General features: G+C 65.8%; 20 protein-coding genes. 8 read left to right on the top strand and 12 right to left on the bottom strand.

Going from position 1 to position 17027, the window contains the following annotated elements:
- Positions 1-60 precede the first annotated feature (60 nt).
- The 3 genes from truB to pnp all read left to right on the top strand — a co-directional run bounded on the left by truB (position 61) and on the right by pnp (position 3732).
- Positions 61-969 (top strand): tRNA pseudouridine(55) synthase TruB, encoded by a 909-nt coding sequence (gene truB / locus EKM57_RS19665; protein ID WP_129794239.1) that lies wholly within the window; start codon positions 61-63, stop codon positions 967-969.
- A gap of 19 nt (positions 970-988) precedes the next feature.
- On the top strand, positions 989-1258 hold the full coding sequence (gene rpsO, locus EKM57_RS19660) for a 30S ribosomal protein S15 (RefSeq protein ID WP_129794238.1): 270 nt from the start codon (positions 989-991) through the stop codon (positions 1256-1258).
- Between the two features lie 149 nt (positions 1259-1407).
- Positions 1408-3732, top strand: a complete 2325-nt coding sequence (pnp, locus tag EKM57_RS19655) for a polyribonucleotide nucleotidyltransferase (protein WP_129794237.1) — start codon at positions 1408-1410, stop codon at positions 3730-3732.
- A gap of 128 nt (positions 3733-3860) precedes the next feature.
- On the opposite strand, the gene EKM57_RS19650 is transcribed toward pnp, so the two are convergent.
- The 7 genes from EKM57_RS19650 to EKM57_RS19620 form a co-directional block, all read right to left on the bottom strand.
- The gene (locus EKM57_RS19650; protein ID WP_129794236.1) at positions 3861-4064 is read right to left on the bottom strand and encodes a hypothetical protein; all 204 of its coding nucleotides are present in this window, start codon (positions 4062-4064) and stop codon (positions 3861-3863) included.
- Between the two features lie 172 nt (positions 4065-4236).
- Positions 4237-4572: a hypothetical protein gene (locus EKM57_RS19645; protein ID WP_129794235.1), complete on the bottom strand. Its 336-nt coding sequence runs from the start codon at positions 4570-4572 to the stop codon at positions 4237-4239.
- A 101-nt stretch (positions 4573-4673) separates the two neighbouring features.
- Positions 4674-5060: a hypothetical protein gene (locus tag EKM57_RS19640; RefSeq protein WP_129794234.1), complete on the bottom strand. Its 387-nt coding sequence runs from the start codon at positions 5058-5060 to the stop codon at positions 4674-4676.
- 72 nt (positions 5061-5132) lie between these two features.
- Positions 5133-5837 (bottom strand): hypothetical protein, encoded by a 705-nt coding sequence (locus EKM57_RS19635; protein WP_206185513.1) that lies wholly within the window; start codon positions 5835-5837, stop codon positions 5133-5135.
- A 33-nt stretch (positions 5838-5870) separates the two neighbouring features.
- Positions 5871-6884 carry a magnesium transporter gene (locus EKM57_RS19630; RefSeq protein ID WP_206185512.1) on the bottom strand — a complete coding sequence of 338 codons (1014 nt, stop codon included), beginning with the start codon at positions 6882-6884 and terminating at the stop codon, positions 5871-5873.
- A 297-nt stretch (positions 6885-7181) separates the two neighbouring features.
- Positions 7182-7433 (bottom strand): hypothetical protein, encoded by a 252-nt coding sequence (locus tag EKM57_RS19625; RefSeq protein WP_129794231.1) that lies wholly within the window; start codon positions 7431-7433, stop codon positions 7182-7184.
- A 196-nt stretch (positions 7434-7629) separates the two neighbouring features.
- Positions 7630-7998: a hypothetical protein gene (locus EKM57_RS19620; RefSeq protein WP_129794230.1), complete on the bottom strand. Its 369-nt coding sequence runs from the start codon at positions 7996-7998 to the stop codon at positions 7630-7632.
- A 186-nt stretch (positions 7999-8184) separates the two neighbouring features.
- Between EKM57_RS19620 and EKM57_RS19615 the strand changes: the two genes are divergently transcribed.
- Together EKM57_RS19615 and EKM57_RS19610 are read left to right on the top strand one after the other, a co-directional pair.
- Positions 8185-8787 (top strand): hypothetical protein, encoded by a 603-nt coding sequence (locus EKM57_RS19615; protein ID WP_129794229.1) that lies wholly within the window; start codon positions 8185-8187, stop codon positions 8785-8787.
- 61 nt (positions 8788-8848) lie between these two features.
- Complete coding sequence (locus EKM57_RS19610; RefSeq protein WP_129794228.1) at positions 8849-9265, top strand: hypothetical protein; 417 nt, start codon at positions 8849-8851, stop codon at positions 9263-9265.
- A gap of 9 nt (positions 9266-9274) precedes the next feature.
- On the opposite strand, the gene EKM57_RS19605 is transcribed toward EKM57_RS19610, so the two are convergent.
- From EKM57_RS19605 to EKM57_RS19590, 4 genes are all read right to left on the bottom strand, one after another.
- On the bottom strand, positions 9275-10321 hold the full coding sequence (locus EKM57_RS19605; protein ID WP_129794227.1) for an SDR family oxidoreductase: 1047 nt from the start codon (positions 10319-10321) through the stop codon (positions 9275-9277).
- 145 nt (positions 10322-10466) lie between these two features.
- A complete protein-coding gene (locus EKM57_RS19600; protein WP_206185511.1) occupies positions 10467-12170 on the bottom strand; it encodes a PAS domain-containing sensor histidine kinase in 1704 nt (567 codons plus the stop codon).
- A gap of 487 nt (positions 12171-12657) precedes the next feature.
- Positions 12658-13272, bottom strand: a complete 615-nt coding sequence (locus EKM57_RS22025; protein WP_165357567.1) for a PilZ domain-containing protein — start codon at positions 13270-13272, stop codon at positions 12658-12660.
- Positions 13273-13773: 501 nt separating this feature from the next.
- Positions 13774-14151 carry a DUF423 domain-containing protein gene (locus tag EKM57_RS19590; protein ID WP_129794224.1) on the bottom strand — a complete coding sequence of 126 codons (378 nt, stop codon included), beginning with the start codon at positions 14149-14151 and terminating at the stop codon, positions 13774-13776.
- Between the two features lie 618 nt (positions 14152-14769).
- Here EKM57_RS19590 and EKM57_RS19585 point away from each other — a divergent pair.
- The 3 genes from EKM57_RS19585 to EKM57_RS19580 all read left to right on the top strand — a co-directional run bounded on the left by EKM57_RS19585 (position 14770) and on the right by EKM57_RS19580 (position 16244).
- Entirely contained in the window at positions 14770-15045 is a 276-nt protein-coding gene (locus EKM57_RS19585; protein WP_129794223.1) for a hypothetical protein, read from the top strand.
- A gap of 476 nt (positions 15046-15521) precedes the next feature.
- Positions 15522-15659: a hypothetical protein gene (locus EKM57_RS22020; protein ID WP_165357566.1), complete on the top strand. Its 138-nt coding sequence runs from the start codon at positions 15522-15524 to the stop codon at positions 15657-15659.
- A gap of 123 nt (positions 15660-15782) precedes the next feature.
- Positions 15783-16244, top strand: a complete 462-nt coding sequence (locus EKM57_RS19580; protein ID WP_129794222.1) for a hypothetical protein — start codon at positions 15783-15785, stop codon at positions 16242-16244.
- Positions 16245-16711: 467 nt separating this feature from the next.
- Here EKM57_RS19580 and EKM57_RS19575 read toward each other — a convergent pair whose 3' ends face one another.
- Complete coding sequence (locus EKM57_RS19575) at positions 16712-16963, bottom strand: GlsB/YeaQ/YmgE family stress response membrane protein (protein ID WP_129794221.1); 252 nt, start codon at positions 16961-16963, stop codon at positions 16712-16714.
- Between the last annotated feature and the right edge of the window lie 64 nt (positions 16964-17027).

Genomic DNA, 17027 nt, shown 5'->3' with positions numbered 1-17027 from the left:
GCTATATTGTCGGAGTCTTCGGGCGTAGCCGCCTGACTTGAAAATGCTCTAAGCCGCGGCATGCACGGTTGGCTGATCATCGACAAACCCGTGGGTCCCGGCTCGACCCAGATTGTAGGGGCCGTCAAAAGGGCTCTGCGCGAAGGCGGCTATCCCAAGGTCAAGGTCGGCCATGGCGGCACGCTCGACCCCTTGGCAAGCGGAGTTCTTCCGGTGGCGCTCGGTGAGGCGACCAAGCTCTCGGGGCGGATGCTCGATGCCGACAAGAGCTACGATTTCACGGTCCGGTTCGGCGAGGAAACGGATACGCTGGATGCGGAAGGCAAGGTCATGACGACCTCGGACCGGCGGCCGACGATTCGCGAGGTGGAGGCGGGGCTGCCAAGGTTCACGGGCGCGATCTCGCAGGTGCCTCCCATATTCTCGGCGCTGAAGGTTGAAGGTAAGCGGGCTTACGACCTTGCCCGCGCCGGAGCCGACGTGGTGCTTGCAAGCCGCGACGTGATCATACGGAGCTTGTCGGCCCATCATCCCGGCGAGAGCCGGGCTAGCGAGACCCGGATCGAAGAGGTCACACTTTCTGCCATCGTATCCAAAGGCACCTACATCCGTTCTCTCGCCCGCGACCTTGCGCGGGCCCTTGATAGCGTCGGTCACGTCACCATGTTGAGGCGAACCAAGGCCGGTCCGTTCACCCTCGAACAGGCGATTTCTCTGGACAATTTGGAGGAACTCGCTAAGGCCCGCGACCTTGAACAGGCACTCTTGCCGCTGGCGGCAGGGCTGGACGACATCCCGGCTCTTCCCGTCACACCCGATCAGGCAAGGGCGCTCCGCGAGGGGCGCAGAGTGATCGGGATCGCCGCAACGCCAGGGCTTCACCTCGCGACCGACCAGTCTGTTCCGGTCGCATTGGTCGAAGCCGATATCGGAGAAGGGCTCCGGGTGGTGCGCGGCTTCAACCTCTAGTTTTCGAAAGGAATGGACGATGTCGGTTACCGCCGAGCGCAAGCAGAAGCTGATCGAAGAGAATGCCCGCGGATCGGGCGACACCGGTTCGCCGGAGGTGCAGGTCGCAATCCTCACCGAACGGATCACCAATCTCACCGAGCATTTCAAGACCCACGCCAAGGACAATCACAGCCGGCGCGGCCTGTTGATGCTCGTCAACAAGCGCCGTTCGCTGCTCGACTATCTCAAGGGCAAGGACGAGGCGCGTTACACCGCATTGATCGCGAAGCTCGGCCTTCGCAAGTAATCAGAAACGGCCCTTCGGGGCCGTTTCGTGTATCGGGCCACCGCAATTCGGCGGCCGCCCGATTGGGCCATTCGGGCCCGACCAAGCGGGCAACATTGCCCGCACAGAGGCCCCGGCCGCATAGGGCGGCCGGACGCAAGGAAACATCCATGTTCGACACGAAGAAAGTAGAAATCGAGTGGGGCGGCAGGACGCTGTCCCTCGAAACCGGCCGCGTCGCCCGTCAAGCCGACGGCGCCGTGATAGCCCGCCTGGGCGACACCGTCGTCCTTTGCGCCGTAACCGCGGCCAAGTCGGTGAAGGAAGGGCAGGACTTCTTCCCGCTCACCGTCCACTATCAGGAGAAATTCTCGGCCGCCGGGCGCATCCCGGGCGGCTTCTTCAAGCGCGAGCGCGGCGCCACCGAGAAGGAGACGCTGACCTCCCGCCTCATCGACCGCCCGATCCGGCCGCTCTTCCCAGAGGGCTTCTACAACGAGATCCTCGTTATCGCCCAGGTCCTCTCCTATGACGGCGAGAACGAGCCGGATATCGTCGCAATGATCGCCGCCTCGGCGGCTCTGACCCTCTCGGGCGTCCCCTTCATGGGCCCGATCGGCGCCGCCCGCATCGGCCAGGTGGACGGCGAATATATCCTCAACCCGACGCTCGAGCAGATCGCCGAAGGTGATCTCGACCTGGTCGTCGCGGGCACGCGCGACGCGGTGCTGATGGTGGAATCTGAAGCCAAGGAGCTGTCGGAGGAGGCCATGCTCGGCGCCGTCATGTACGCGCACGAGGAATCGAAGAAGGTGGTCGACGCGATTATCCGCCTCGCCGAGCAGGCGGCGAAGGAGCCGTGGGAACTCGCCTCCGACGAGGGGCAGAGCGACATCCTCGCCAAGTTGCGCGAACTCGCCGGCACCGGCCTCGAGCAGGCCTACAAGCTGGTCGGGAAGGCCGAGCGCGTCGCCGCGATCGCGGCCGCCAAGACCCCGCTCAAGCAGGCCTATGAGGAAGCCGATCCGGCTACCAAGCTCAAGGCCTCGAAGCTCGGCAAGAAGCTCGAGGCGGAGATCGTCCGCACCGCCATCCTGAAGGAAGGCCGTCGCATCGACGGCCGCGACACCAAGACGGTCCGCCCGATCGAGGCGATGGTCGGCTTCCTGCCCCGCGCCCACGGATCGGCGCTGTTCACACGCGGTGAGACCCAGGCGATCGTCACGACGACGCTCGGCACCAAGGACAGCGAGCAGATGATCGACGGCCTGACCGGCCTGTCCTACGAGCGGTTCATGCTCCACTACAACTTCCCGCCTTATTCGGTGGGCGAAGTAGGGCGTTTCGGCGCGCCGGGGCGGCGCGAGGTCGGCCATGGCAAGCTCGCCTGGCGGGCCATCCACCCGATGCTGCCGAGCCACGAAGAGTTCCCCTATACGATCCGGGTCCTTTCCGACATCACCGAGTCCAACGGATCGTCGTCCATGGCGACGGTATGCGGCGCTTCCCTTGCGCTGATGGATGCGGGCGTTCCGCTGAAGCGGCCGGTCGCCGGCATCGCCATGGGCCTGATCAAGGAAGGCGACGAGTTCGCCGTCATCTCCGACATACTCGGCGATGAGGATCATCTCGGCGACATGGACTTCAAGGTGGCCGGGACGTCCGAAGGCATCACCAGCCTGCAGATGGACATCAAGATCGCCGGCATCACCGAGGAGATCATGCGCATCGCCCTCGCCCAGGCGAGAGACGGCCGCGAGCACATCCTCGGCGAGATGGCCAAGGCGCTCGACCACACGCGGACCGAGCTGTCCGCGCATGCGCCGCGTATAGAGACGATGCAGATCCCGAAGGACAAAATCCGCGACGTGATCGGCACCGGCGGCAAGGTGATCCGCGAGATCGTGGCCACCACCGGCGCCAAGGTGGACATCGACGACGAAGGCGTGATCAAGATCAGCTCGTCCGACGTGTCGCAGATCGAGGCGGCCCGCCAGTGGATCTCCGGGATCGTCGAGGAGCCGGAGGTCGGCAAGATCTACAACGGCAAAGTGGTCAACATCGTCGATTTCGGCGCCTTCGTGAACTTCATGGGCGGCAAGGACGGACTGGTCCACGTCTCGGAAATCCGGGCCGAACGGGTCGAGAATGTTCGCGACGCGCTGTCCGAAGGCCAGGAAGTGAAGGTCAAGGTGCTGGAAGTGGATCCACGCGGCAAGGTTCGCCTGTCGATGCGGGTCGTCGACCAGGAGACCGGTGCTGAGCTGGAGGACACGCGTCCGCCCCGCGAGTCGCGTGAGCGCGGTGAGCGCAGCGATCGGGGGGATCGGGGTCCGCGCCGCGAAGGCGGTGAGGGTCGCCGCGACCGAGGCCGCGGTCGCGGCCGCGAGCGCGGAGATCGGGCCGAGCGTCCGGCCCGTCCCGAGGGCGAAGGCGGCGGCGAGCAAGGCGAGCCCGAATTCGCCCCAGCTTTCCTCACCCGCGAGGACGGATGAAGCGGTTCATGACCGGATGACAGCCGGTCAGCCATACTCAATGAAAAGGGGCCCCGCGGGGCCCCTTTTTTTGTCGGACGGTGGGCGACCCGCTGGCCGCAGATACGGCCGTTCGGGCAGGCCGCCGCTCAGGCGGCGACTTCGGGCCTTGCGACAGGCTCCGAGGCGAAGCGCTGGACCAGCCTTCCGCCGCACCAAAGTTCGAGCGGCTGGGCGCCGGCCTGGCGGGCGGCAATTCCGACCGCCTCTTCGTCATTCATCGCATCGAAAGAATCGGCGCGATCGAAATAGCCCATTCTCCCGTTGATGAAGTAGAGATTGTAGTAAGACATTCTCATTTTCCCCGGCGGATGGCACCGGCAGGTCCGCCGGCAGCCATAATTCCACTGAATCAGAAACTTCCATGACCTCGGAACGGTTCCGGAACCGTGGCAACTTTGTTCCGCGGAGCGAAATGGCCAGACAGGGTCCGGGAGGTTCGGCCGACCTCCCGGTCCCCATGGGTCAGCCGAGGCAGGCCCAGGCGAGCACGGCCAGAGGGCCGATGATCAAGGCGACGAACCCGAGAATCTGGGTGAGGCCGAGACGGAAATGCTCGCGATGGTCCATGCGGAACGCAGCCAGCCGCTCAGCCACGCCGTCGCGGGCGCTCACCATGCCGATCTCGATCTGCCTGCCCTTACGCAGGAAGTGGAGGAGCGTGGCCTTGTCCGCTTCGTCCAGGCTCGGATAGCGACGCAACAGACCGGCCATCTGCTCTACCCGTGCCTCGTCAAACTCCAGTCCGGCCGTATCGGTCGTTATCTGCGGGCCGTCCGCCCGCACAGGGTTCGTTGTCATTTGTTCGTCTTTCGCAGCGGCAGGCGCAGCCCGCGGCTTCGCCGCGGACCAGGCCGGCCGGAAATGAGGATCAGGAGGCGGCCGCAGCCGCCCGCGTCGACTCAGGCCGGCGGGGGCGCCCGTGGGCTGTAGGCGTGGCCCGCCGAAAGGCCGGCGATGCGCGGGACCCGCGGAACGAGTTGCGTCGGTGCGGAAGCCGGGCCGTGCGCCGGCATGACCGCGAAGCCGCGCGTGAGATCGTCGCTGCCGGGCCCGTCCGGATCGATGGAGGAAACCAGGAAAAGCTGTGCAGAGGGGCGGGCGAGCAGGCCTTGGGCCGGCGTACTGGTTGCGACCTGCTGATGCGCAGCGGCTCCAGCCTGAAGCCAGCGACCGGCTTCCGAGCCGAAGCCGTCGAGCGGCCTTGCCGCCAGCCCCACGAGAAGCAGCAGGTACAAGGCGATCAGGCGGAGCGCCTTGGCCGGGATCAGGCCGCCATCCTGCTGCAAGTCACGCCTTCCGGATCAGGGGCCGAATTGCTGACGCGAGGGAATTCCGTCGCTTTCGAGGAGGGAACGCCGTCATTGTTCGCAGGCGCGGCGATCGCCTGCGAGGCAGGCTTCGACCCGGGCGCGATATTCCGCCTGCTCGCGCGCAATCCTTCTCGCGTGCGCCTCCATGGCCGCAGCATGCTCGGCCTCGCGGCGTCTCGCTTGTTCCTCGAGCTCGATGAGGCTTTGCTCGTAGGCGGCCCGCTCCTCGGCCATGCGCCGTCCTTCGGCCTCCGCCCTTGCCGCCATCTCCGCGTTAAGCCCGGCAACGATCGGCGCCTCGACAGCATTGACCTGCGCCCGCCGCTGCTCCTGAATCGCAGCCCACGCGGCTTCGGCCGCGGCATCGGCTGCCGCAGCCGCAGCTTCCTCTTCCGTCAGGTCGGCCTCGCCGGCGAGCCCGTCCTGGGCGGCCAGATCGGCCTCCGATGCCGCTTCGTCGGGCAGAACCGGCTCGCCGGTGGCCGCCGAGGGGGGGAGATCGACCGGAAGGACGTTGCCGGCCGGAACGCTCGGCGCAGGAGCGGGCACGAACCGCGGAGGGGAAGGAGATGAGGCCGGTGCGTCTGCCTCGGCCGGCGGGCCTTCGGGGAGGGGAATGACGTTCAGCAGATCGCCGAGCGGCTCATCCGGCGTCTGGGCGGCGGGCAAGGCGATCGGGACGGCTGCGGCGAAGCTCGCCGCGCAGAGCACGGTCCATCGGGCGAGGCGCGACATGCCGCGATCATTCCACATCGAGGCTGACCGCGAGGTGAATGAGTCCGGTCCCTAAAGCAGCAGGAGAGTAGCGACCGAGAGGAAGACCCCCATGCTGACGACGTCGCTGGCGGTGGTGAGAAAGATACTCGAGGCCGTCGCGGGGTCCGCGCCGAGGCGCTTCAGCGTCAACGGGATCAGGGCGCCGGCCAAACCGGCGCTGATGCAGCTCACCGTCATCGCGAACATGACGACGCCGCCGAGCAGAAGCGGCTGAGCCTGGTTCTGCATCGTCGCATAGACGAACATGCCGAGCCCGGATGTGATGCCGACGAGAAGGCCGTTGCACAGCCCCAGAAAGCCTTCCTTCACCACCAGGCTGCGCTCGGAGCCCGGCTGGAGATCGCCGAGCGTCATGCCACGCAAGGTGACCGCGAGTGCCTGGCAGCCGGTATTCCCGGACTGGCCGGCGAGAACGGGAAGGAACACCGCCAGGATGACGAGCTGCGCCAGCGTGTCTTCGAACATGCCGACGACCCCCGCAGCGATGAAGGCCGTGACAAGATTGATTTGAAGCCACGGGTGCCGCAGCAGCAGGCTGCGCTTCAGAGGCGTCGAAAGCCGTTCCTCCTTCTCGACGCCGACCATCTTACCGGCCTGGGCGCTGATCTCGATCGCTTGCTCGGCGAACAGTTCGTCGCCGCGCACGAGGCCCTTGAGGTTCCCGTCGGCGTCGCACACAGGATAGACCGGAAAATGCTTGGACAGCGCCGCCTTGAGCGCCTCCTCGAGCGGCATGCCCACGTCCAGCCAGAACGGATTGCGAAGCATGATCGACTCGAGCCGGGTCTCCGGGTCGGCGAGCAGCATGTCGCGCATCACGACCAAGCCTTCGAGCTTCCCAGCTTCGTCGGTGATGTAGCAATAGGTGATGAGCCCCGCCCGGGTTTGTTCGCGCAACTCGTCGACGGTCTCGGCAACGGTCATTTCGCGGCGGAAGACGCCGATCGGCGGCGACATCAAGTCGGAGACGGTCGTTGGCGAATCCGCATCGGCCGGAGGGCTCGCCGCCGGCGGCATCCTCATTCCGGCTCCAGCGGGGCCGCCGCCTACGGGCGGCAGCGTTGCCACGCCCTCGACGGTCATGGCCGAGCCTCGCCGAAAGCGAACATCTTCATGGCGTTGGACATATCGCCGTCCTCCCCTCGTGCGCGCCCCCGCGCGCCAGACAACAAAGCAGACAAGCTCGAATTCGACAATCTCAAAAGCCTGGGGCCTATTGATCCGCCTCGTCTGGTGTCGATCTGATGACAGCATCTGCGCGAGGTGTCCGCCCCGTGAGCCGGAATTCGCTGCTGGAGAGATCTTCGCACCAGGCCGCGATCAGCCGGCGGTGGCCGTCGAGAGCGTCGGAGCAAGCGCCGTGTTCCTGCAGCGGATCGCCGCCGCCGCGCGCGCGGGTCCGCGCCGGGCGAGGCGAATCTGTTCCGTAATCGCGCGGTAGGGATCCCACGCCAGCCATGTCCGCCATTCCGGCGTGTCGATCGCCGGCTCCGCCAGCCGGTAGAGGCGACGCAGGCGCTTCACCCGCCACCCGACGAAGCGAGTCTGCGTCTCCTGGAAGCGAAAGACCATGCACCGCCGCGGTGGCGGGGCCGCGGCGCAGGAAGCGAGAATCCGAGCCGCCTCGGGCGATCGAGTCCAAGGTGCCACCTTCCATCGAGCCTCCTTCGCAGCTGCCGAAAGCGGAGCCGATGTCCCGTGTATACAAGAAACTTGTAGATTGTCAAGAGGCGCTACAAGCTCGTGCGGGCGGTAAGCCGGGCCGAATCTATTTCAAGGCTCTTGCGAACCATGTGAGCCGGCCGACAACCTCTCCAGACGCCGAATGGATGTAGTAGGTCTCCTCCCCCGGACCTTCGCCTTCGCCTGTCGCCTTGCCGAGGGCGTCGGCGATGAGGCCGGAATCGAATGCCGCCCTCACGTAGCGAAACCAAGGGCGCAACGACCGAGGGCCCTTGTCTGGCCGCGCATTCTCTATGTCCGAAATCTGCTGCTGGTGGATTTTTACCGGATCGCCCTGCCGATTGGCGAGCAGGGTGGCCATCCGGGCCACGAGCATCGACGATGCGCCGAGCTCGGCACGCCGCTCCAACAGCCAACGGCCCGCCTCAATCACGTCCGCTTTGCGCTGATCCATCGCATCACCCTCCGTTCTGGGCATTATCTACAAGATAATTGTTGCATTGTCTACGCTTTTTTTGTACTCAAATGGCATCAGCCGAGTCGCATGCGGATCGATCCGCCAGGCCGCCGTCCCGTCGGAGCCCATGCGGCCCGGCAGACCCACGCCTGCAGGCCGGCAGCGTCAGGGAAAGGCATAAGCATGGCGAGAAAGGGACGGAACAGGAAATCGGGCGAGCGCTTTCCTTCTGGCAAGCTGCGGCCGGTGCGCGACCTCGGCAACGATCGGGTGCGGGCGCATCGCGAATTGTACCTCCGCCACAGCGGGATCAAGGCGACGGACGACCTCGACTGCGCGCTCGGACAGGCGCACGCGGCGGGGCTGCTGGAGGGCACACGGGTAGATGGCCGCGTTCTCCTGGAGCATGGCAAGGAATGGCACCGGCTCTACCGGGCCACGTTCGGCGGCGGCGTACAGACCCGCAATCTGGAACGAATCGGCCGATCGGAGCCAAGCACCGTGACGACCCCCACCGACCTGCGCTACCGCAACTGGGCGGCAATCGTCGCCGGCCTCACCGCCCGCGAGAGGGAATGCCTCAACCTGGTGTGCGTCGAATATGGCGACGGCTGGAACCTTCCTCCCTTCCTCGAGCGGCTGATCAATGCATGGAAGGCGAGACAGCGGCCGCCGCTCTACGCGGGTCGCTATCTTCCCGTGCGCGGCGACTCGGACCGGCTCGACGTGCTGAAATCGGCATTGCTGGCGATCGTCGAGGGAAGCCGTCGCCGATTGGCGGGATGAGGCATTAGCGCCGCATTTACCAGCCTGGCGCTAAAGTCCCGGCCGCGAGAGGGAGACCGCAATGCTCAATACAACCGCGGCGTCGCCGCGGACCGACGGGGTCGTGCCGGAGCATCAGCGCCGGGTCGACGAGATCCAGGCCCAGGTCCGCGACGAGGAAGGCTGCGCCCGGGCGAGCGCCTTCCCGCCGAAGCCACCCCGGCCCGACTGTTCGACAGATGCGCTCGACCATCGCATCGCCGAGGAGATTGAGAGCATCCGGGTTGACCTGGACCTGCTCGGCGGGACCTTGGTCTGCGACCCCGCACTGCTCGAGCGTCACGCCAAGGAGTTGCAGTCGATCGACCGGATCCATCAGTTGCTTGGTCACCTCGCCCGGATCATCGCCGCCGAACAGAAGGATCTGGCGGTCGACCAGGTCACGCTTACCGACCTTCGAGCGCGCCTCCAGCGGCGACGCCCCTGCACTCCAGCCTGAAGCGCGTCTTCAGCGGCCCGGAGGCGGCCCGTCCATCGCCAATCGGGTCCGGGCGCGTCTCCGGCGAACCAGCCAGGCGGCGCCAGCTGCCGTTGCGGCCGCGGCGGCCGCAACCAGGTTCCGGTTCCGGTTGAGCGTCATCTGAAGGCTGGACGCCGCCGCCACCTCGTCGAACCGGCCGTGTGCGCCGGGATCGCCCGGCACGGGATCGAACAGGTTGTCACGGCGATCGGGGTCGACGGACTCCTGCGTGCTCTGCCCAGAAATCCCGCTCCGCGCGAGATACAGGTCGAGCAGCGGCGACGCGAGCCGATCGCCCACGATCGCTTCCACGGTCGTGCGGCCGACCCAGACTTCCTTTCGTCCGGAGCCGGCGGCGAAACGGATCGCTCGCGCCGCGACTTCGGGCTGATAGATCTTGCCGGCCGGGCGGGGGCGGTTCGCGATATGGACGCGCGCCCAATCGAACTGAGGCGTGTTCACGGCCGGAAGCTGCACCATGCACAGGCGGACCCTGCTGGCGCGGTGAATGAGCTCCGGGCGGACCGAATCGAGGAACCCCTGGGTCGCATGCTTGGCGCCGCAATAGGCGCTCTGGAGCGGGATGCCGCGATAGGCCAGCGCCGATCCGACCAGGACGATCGTACCGCGGTCGCGGGGAAGCATATGCTTCAAAGCTGCACGCGTGCCGTTGACCTGTCCGAAGTAGGTCACATCGGTGATCCGCCGATATTCCTCGGGGGTCATGTCCATGAAGGTGGAGAAGATCCCGGCGAAGGCGTTGTTGATCCAGATGTCGACCGGGCCGAGCTCGCGCTCGATCCGCTCTGCAGCGTCCTCCACCGCGGCGGTGTCGGCCACGTCTGCCGAGATCCCGAGCGCCCGGCCGCCGGCTTCCTCCACCTCGCGGCACGCGGCGTCGATCCGCTCGCGGCCGCGAGCGATAATCGCCACGTCCGCGCCGTGGCGGGCGTATTCGCGCACCGTGGCCCGCCCGATTCCGGCGCTTCCGCCGGTGACGACGACAATTTGTCTGCGGGACGATGGAGTATTCATGCGAGAAACCTTCTACCGGCGGGCTTTTCGGTGAACAGAAGCGGCGACGGCTTGGTTCCTCCGATCCGCCAAGCGACCGCTATCGCGCCCGAAAAAGCATCCTGTGCGCGGCCGTGAACTTCCCCTGCGAGCGTCTACCTCGTCGTCAGTGGGCGGGCTGGATCGCCGGCCTGCGCAACCTCGCTATGCGCTCGGCCAGCACGGCCTTTCGGAAGGGCTTGGTCAGACAGGGCAGATCGGCCGGAACGCCGTCAGGCCTTGTAAAACCCGTCACGAGGAGCACCGGGAGCCCGGGAAGGCGCGATCGTGCCAAATCCGCGAGTTGGGCGCCGCTAATTCCCGGCATGAGATGATCCGTGACCATCAGGTCAGCGTGCAGACCGCCGTCGATAAGCTGGATGGCTTCCTCGCCCGAGCCCGCCTCGACGACCCGATAGCCGAGATCGCCCAGCATTTCGGCGGTGCTTGCGCGGACGAGATCGTGATCGTCGACGAGCAAAGCGACGCCTTCGTGTGCGAACGCCGGGGCAGCCGGCCGCGGCGAGGCGTCGGTACGGGCAGGGCCGACCCAGATCGGCAGCCACAAGGTGGCAGCGGTGCCGCTTCCCGGTTCGCTCCTCAGCGAGAAGGCACCGCCCATCTGCGAGGCGAGCCCGTCCACCATCGACAGGCCAAGACCGGTACCCTTGCCGACTCCCTTGGTCGAAAAGAAGGGCTCGACAGCGCGCCGCAGGACCTTCTCGTCCATGCCGAAGCCCGTGTCGACGATCGACAGGCGAACATAGCCGCCGGGGGGCAGCCGCGCCTCATGGCCCGGTCCCGCAATTTCATTGGCGGCACTTATGGTCAGAGTGCCGCCTTCGGGCATGGCATCGCGCGCGTTAACGCTGAGGTTGAGGATGGCCATCTCGAGCTGGTTTCGATCGGCGAGGGCGGGCTGGAGCCCGGGCGCCAGATCGAGAGCGATTTGGATCCTCGGCCCCAGGGTGCGCGAGACCAGCTCGGCCAAGTCTTCGATCAATGCGGGAAGCTCTACTCGGGTAGGCTCCAGCGCCTGGCGTCGCGCAAAAGCCAGCAGGCGCTGCACCAAGGCCTGGGCGCTTCCAGCGGAGCGAAGCGCCCCCTCGATGAGTCGCCGGTCCCGCTCGCTGGTAGCGCTGTGGCGGAGCAGGTCCAGGTTGGCGAGGATCGGGGTCAAGAGGTTGTTGAAGTCATGGGCGATGCCGCCGGTCAACTGGCCCATCGCTTCCACCTTCTGAGCCTGACGCAATGCCTCCTGAGTCTCGAGCAAGGCGGCGGTTCGCTCCGCGACGCGGAGCTCCAGGGTTTCGTTCAGCCGCTCCAGCTCGTCCTTGGCGCGCTTCTGCTCGGTAAGGTCGACGAGTGCTCCATGGACGCGCGACGGACGGCCCGAAACGTCCGTGACGACCTCCCCGCGGAGGTGAAGCCACAACTCGCGCGAGTCGCTACGGGTGACCATGAACTCGAACTCGAACGGCCTGCCGTCGGCTGCGCTGGCGCGGACCGCCTCTTCGAGGCCGGCAAGGTGTGCCGAGCCGATCCGGGCGCGCCAGGTTTCGGCCGGGAGAGTGAATGCCTGCGCCGGCAGCCCAAGCAAAGCCGCCGCCATCGGGGAAAGCGTGCATTCCATGCTTTCGAGGGAGACATACCAGGATCCGGTCCGGCCCGCTTCGCAGGCGAGCCGATGCAGGTCTTCCTGTCGGCGCAGCTCCTCCTCATAATCGCGGACGGACGTGGCTCGCCCCGTTGCGACAGGAAAGCGCCCTGCTTTCGACCGCGCGTCCCCCACGGCCGGATCGGTTGCCTCGCAAGGCTGTTCAATGCTCATCTGGACCTCGCGGACCATGCCCCCGCTCGGTAGCCTCAACTCCTGATGGGAAACCGTTAACGAAAAGTTAACGCGCCGCTCTGGGCAAACGGGGTCGACGCCGCTGGTGAGCCGATCGCGCGGCGACTGATGCCGTGCAGCCAGTTCGCGCGGTCCGAACTCCTCCACCATCTCGAGGAGCGCCCGTTACAGGGTCGACATAACGAGAATGGCGGCGACGGCGGACGTCGGGAAGATCGCAAAGCTGGTCAAGGCGTGGCCCCGGCCGCCGCAACGACGGGTGGACCGAGCGTTCGAGAATATCCCACGTCAGCCAGGCCCGACGGGCTGAAGCGATGGCCTCGGATCAATCGTTTCAAAGTCTCCGGTCGGCCGCCATTTCCGAGCCGAGCGATTCTATATGGGCCGGAAATCGCTAGTCCGGCCGAAAGGCTATCGAGGAAGGCTCAAGAAGGCCTGTCGGCGACCGCCCGGTAATTTGCGCGAATCAGGAAGCGAGCCAGCGGTCGAGTTCGCCTGGCGGAATCATCCGGTCGAAGCTGATCGTGCAGCAGTCGCCGCGATTCCAGCGCACCATGCCCTGGAGCGGGCGAAAGCCCTCCAGCGTCAGGACGACCGGCGTGCCGTTCGCGAGGGGCCGTTCGCAGACGACCCGAACGCCGCCCTGCGAGATATGGCGCGTCGAGGCGAAGGAAATATCCGAGCCGGCGCGGATCATCGCGAGGCGATCGACCTCGCGAATGACGCTCTTGCGCGCCCCCGGCGCTGGAGTCCTCGGCATCGAGATCCCGTCGAGATCAGCGGGCAGGTCGAAGCGGATGACCGCATTGCCGTCGGTGCAGGAAGCGATCCGGCCGGTGAGTCGCCGTTGCTCGCTCAGCTCGATCACGACCGTCTCGCCGAGCTCTACGTCAGAGAAGAGGCGTACCATCAGGCCGCGGCGAGAGAGCCTGCGGATGAGGCAGAGCTGACGTGCGCCGTGGCGAACGAGCACGCCCACGCGCAGGACCGCCGAACCGGGTCGCGCCGCCAGGCACTCGTCCATCCCGGCCGTCGCCGCTCCCGGCCGCGCTTCCGACGATTCGTGATGATGTCCGGTCATGTTCGATGCTCCACGCGGTCCGCGCGTTTTGGCGCCGGACCAACCTACAAAGCGTTCGCACCGAGGATGAACGGCGCGATAACTACCTGCCGCTGTTCGCCATGCGTCAGGCAATTTCCTGAATCCTTCTAATAAGGCGGAGCGGCACAGACGAGCCGTTGCCGAGGCAGCGCCCGGTCGAAAACGTCCCGCTCCGGACCAGCCGGCGCGAAGCGATCGCGAAGAGCCGCTCGCGCTGTACAGCCCCGCTCGCGGCTGATATCGTCCGTTGAAGGGAGTCGGGCCAATTGAACTCCCGCAGCTGGCAAGCAACCTGGGCCCCGGAACCCTTTCCCGGGGTCTCTTCTTTTCCGGCTTGCCTGCCTCTTCCGCCGACGCGAGACGAGGCTGCGCCGAGCAGCAACCGACCGATCGTCGCACAGGCGTCACCCGAGCCGGTCTCGCCAGAATACGGGGCATTCAGCCGCCCGAGAAAGACTTCTTGCAGGTGACCGCCGATGGCTAGCGGCGGCTGTCGGGATCTCGACGTCGAAGCGCGGACCATGCGAGGATCATCCAACCGGCAATCATCAGCGCACCGCCCAGCGGCGTCACCGCGCCGAGCCAGCGCGGTAGTCCTAGGGCCATCAAATAGAGCGTGCCGGAGAAGATGGCGGCGCCCAAGCCGAGGCACCAGGCGGGAAGCCGCATACGGGCGAGCGGCAGCGCGCCCACGAAAAGCAGGCCTAGAGCGTGCCACATCTGGTAGTGCACCGCCATTTCCCACCAACCGGCCTGCTCAGGCGTGAAGGCGCCCTCCAGCGCATGGGCGCCGAAGGCGCCGAGGGTCACGGCCGAACCTCCCAGCAGGGCACCTGCCGCGACGATGAGGCGATCCATGCAAGCTCCCCGACCGACTCCCCGGGGGCGAGAGCCGTTCTCCCGATCACCCCGCGCGAAATTGCACCGTGTTGGCGCGTGAGCGTCGCATTGGCAAAGCTAATTCCGCTTGGCGATGTTCATGATATGTTCTAGTCCTACCGAAATAGTAAAGGTGTGAATTGCGCCCGCCGCCCCGGCTGCGGGCTTTTTCATGGCCGCTGAATCCCACTCCACTTCCACTTGCCGCGCGCGGTCCCCTCTCGCGCGCGGTGCCCGCCCGGACCGCATCCGACCGCAGCACGCATCGGTCCCTTGGCCGCAGGCGGTCGGCGCTGCGCGCCGGGCGGGCATGATCTCGATCAGCCGCGATTTCCGCGGTTCCGTTCGACGCGACCGGGCGTCCTCGCCCGAGTCAAGAAAGGCCCAATATGAGCAATGTGGTTCCGATGAGCTCGCCTGTCCGATCGGGCGAGGAGGAGGCGCGCTGCGATGTGGCGGTGAGTATCGGCGGCCGCCGGTAATGCGAAAGCCGAAGCGGGAAGTGCAGTGGGTGGCTGATCAAGGGGCGAGCGAAAAAAGCTGCGCTGGCCGGAAATTACCTGCGGCTGATACGTTGGCCCGACCATGATCTATTTTATGGCATTCTCGACGATCGCGATGCTCGCCTACATGTTCTGGCGGACGGCGTTTCATATGCGGCGCGACCGGATCGCCGCGACCCGCGAGCTCACGCGGGGGAAATTTGCGTTCCGCCCGAAGGAGCGCGCGCGCTTTCTCCTCAACCGGGCGTTCAGAGTCTCGGACGAGAAGGCCGAATGGGAGGATCTTGTGGTTTCCCGTTTATCCACCGCGACGCGGCCGACCGTACGGAGGCGCGGTCTGACAGGGGCGCCGAACCTCGAGAAGCATTGATCTCGCACGGCGTGGTGACGCTCCCTGCGTCGCCCGGCGCTGAGGCGCTGCCTGTGCGGGAGGCGGCCCGATGAGCAGGCGGAGCTAGGCCGCCCGTACGAAAACGATTCAGGCGAGTTCCGCCGGCACGACCGGGTATGGCGCGGACGACCTTGCGCCCCGGCGACTGCGCACCTGCGCTGGCGACAGTCGGGCCAGTGGCGCCGCCCTCCGGCCCGCCCTTCTCTTTCACCCTCTCCCGCAGGGAAGAGAGGATCATTTCGGGGATGTTCATGGACGACAGCGAACTGGCCGCGCTGCTGGCGGCGCAGGAGAGCCGGGCGATCGGCAATTTCAACAGCGAGATCGCCGACGAGTAGACCAAGGCGATCAACTATTATTACGGGCGGATGGACGATCTGCCGGTGCTCGACGGCTGCTCGGCCGTGGTCGATCACAGCGTTCGCTAAGTCTTCGCCTCGGTCGAGGCGGACCTCATGCAGGCGTGGAAGCGCGCGCGCAGCCCCGAAGAGCGCGAGAATCTGTGGCGCGCGGTCGACGCGATGGAGCGGCTGAAGACTTGGCTGCACTCAGCGGCGAGCCATGATCTCACGGCGGTGAGGCGGGGAAGGTGAGGGGCGCGCGAATGGGAGGATCCCGCCTGCCGAATGTTCGCTCGGGGTGGCTAGCGGCCCGTCACCTTTGGCAGTAGCTACGATGAGAGCAGACGCGAACCTTCGCTCCTCATGGAGGGCAACATGAGCATTGTTCTTGTCGTTGGATTCTTCGCCTCGATGAGTGCTGAGGATGGAGCATCAGCCCGGTGGGGGACCGCCGGAATGACGGAAAGCCGGCCTGCTATCTCTTATCATGAGCAGGGCCGCCCTCGTTTGGTGATGACTTGCGAAGGCACACAAACCAATATTCAGATCAGGGGATTTGATGCTGCTCAGCAGTGGCCGCAGCCAACTCTGTCGGTGAGACTTGGTACGGTCGAGCGAGCGGATGACCCCGATTTGCGGATGATCGGAGATCAAACGGCTTTCTCATTCGCATTCCCTATCAGCGATAGCTTTCTAGACGCGTTCAAAGATGGGTCTGCAATCACCGCAACTTATGAAGAGCAAACGAGCAGCTTTCCGGTTGCTCCACCGGCTCTGCGGGAGGAATTTGCCGACAAGTGCAAGGCGCTCGTTCTACCAGAGATGCGGAACAACTGAATCCCGTGCGTCGGCCTACCCTTTCAGAATCGGCAACAGGCCGCAAGAGGACAAGGAGCGCTGGCAACATGGCTGCACAGCGGCGCGAGCCATGATCCGGCGGCGGTAAGGCGGGCTTTTCGATGCGCGGCTTCGATGAACTCAGCCGCTACTCAGGATGAGCGGGAAGTGAGGGCCAACTGAAGGGGACGATTTGCTCCCGTGGGATGTTCGAGCGCAGCACCGCCGCAAGTATCAGGCGGTCCCGTTCAAGGGGTGCCACGCCAGGTCGCTTTGCTGAAGCAAGCGTCAAACCAGCACCGTGGCCAGGCTCCGAGCAGGCCGTGGAGTTGGACCTGATTTGATCGAATCGCTTCTCATGCTGGCGAAGGCGGGATCCTGCGCTTGCAGGGATAGACCGCTTAAGGTCCCCCTGATCCTGGATACCGGCCTTCGCCATATGACGCGATGGTGCAGGCGGACAGATCCTAGACCCGGCCGCGCATGACCAACTTGTAGAGGGCGAGCAGGATGATCGCTCCGATCAAGGAATAGAGGATCGACGTGAGGTTGAGCGGGGCGTTCAGGATCGACGCGCCGCCGCCGAACAGGAATCCCGCGATCAGCGCTCCCACGATTCCGATCACGATGTCGAACAAGATTCCCCCACCGGTGCGCATGATCATGCCGGCGACCCAGCCAACCAATGCGCCGACGATCAGGATGATGATGATACCCATTATTCTCCTCCTCCGCTTCGGCCGTTCCAGCCGCGGAGAAGACTCTTTCGACGCCGAAACAGTT

This window comes from Sphingosinicella sp. CPCC 101087 (assembly GCF_004151485.1).
In the GTDB taxonomy this organism is placed as follows: domain Bacteria; phylum Pseudomonadota; class Alphaproteobacteria; order Sphingomonadales; family Sphingomonadaceae; genus Allosphingosinicella.
The sequence above is the reverse complement of the archived record's forward strand: the minus strand, read 5'-3'. Positions and strand labels throughout refer to the sequence as shown.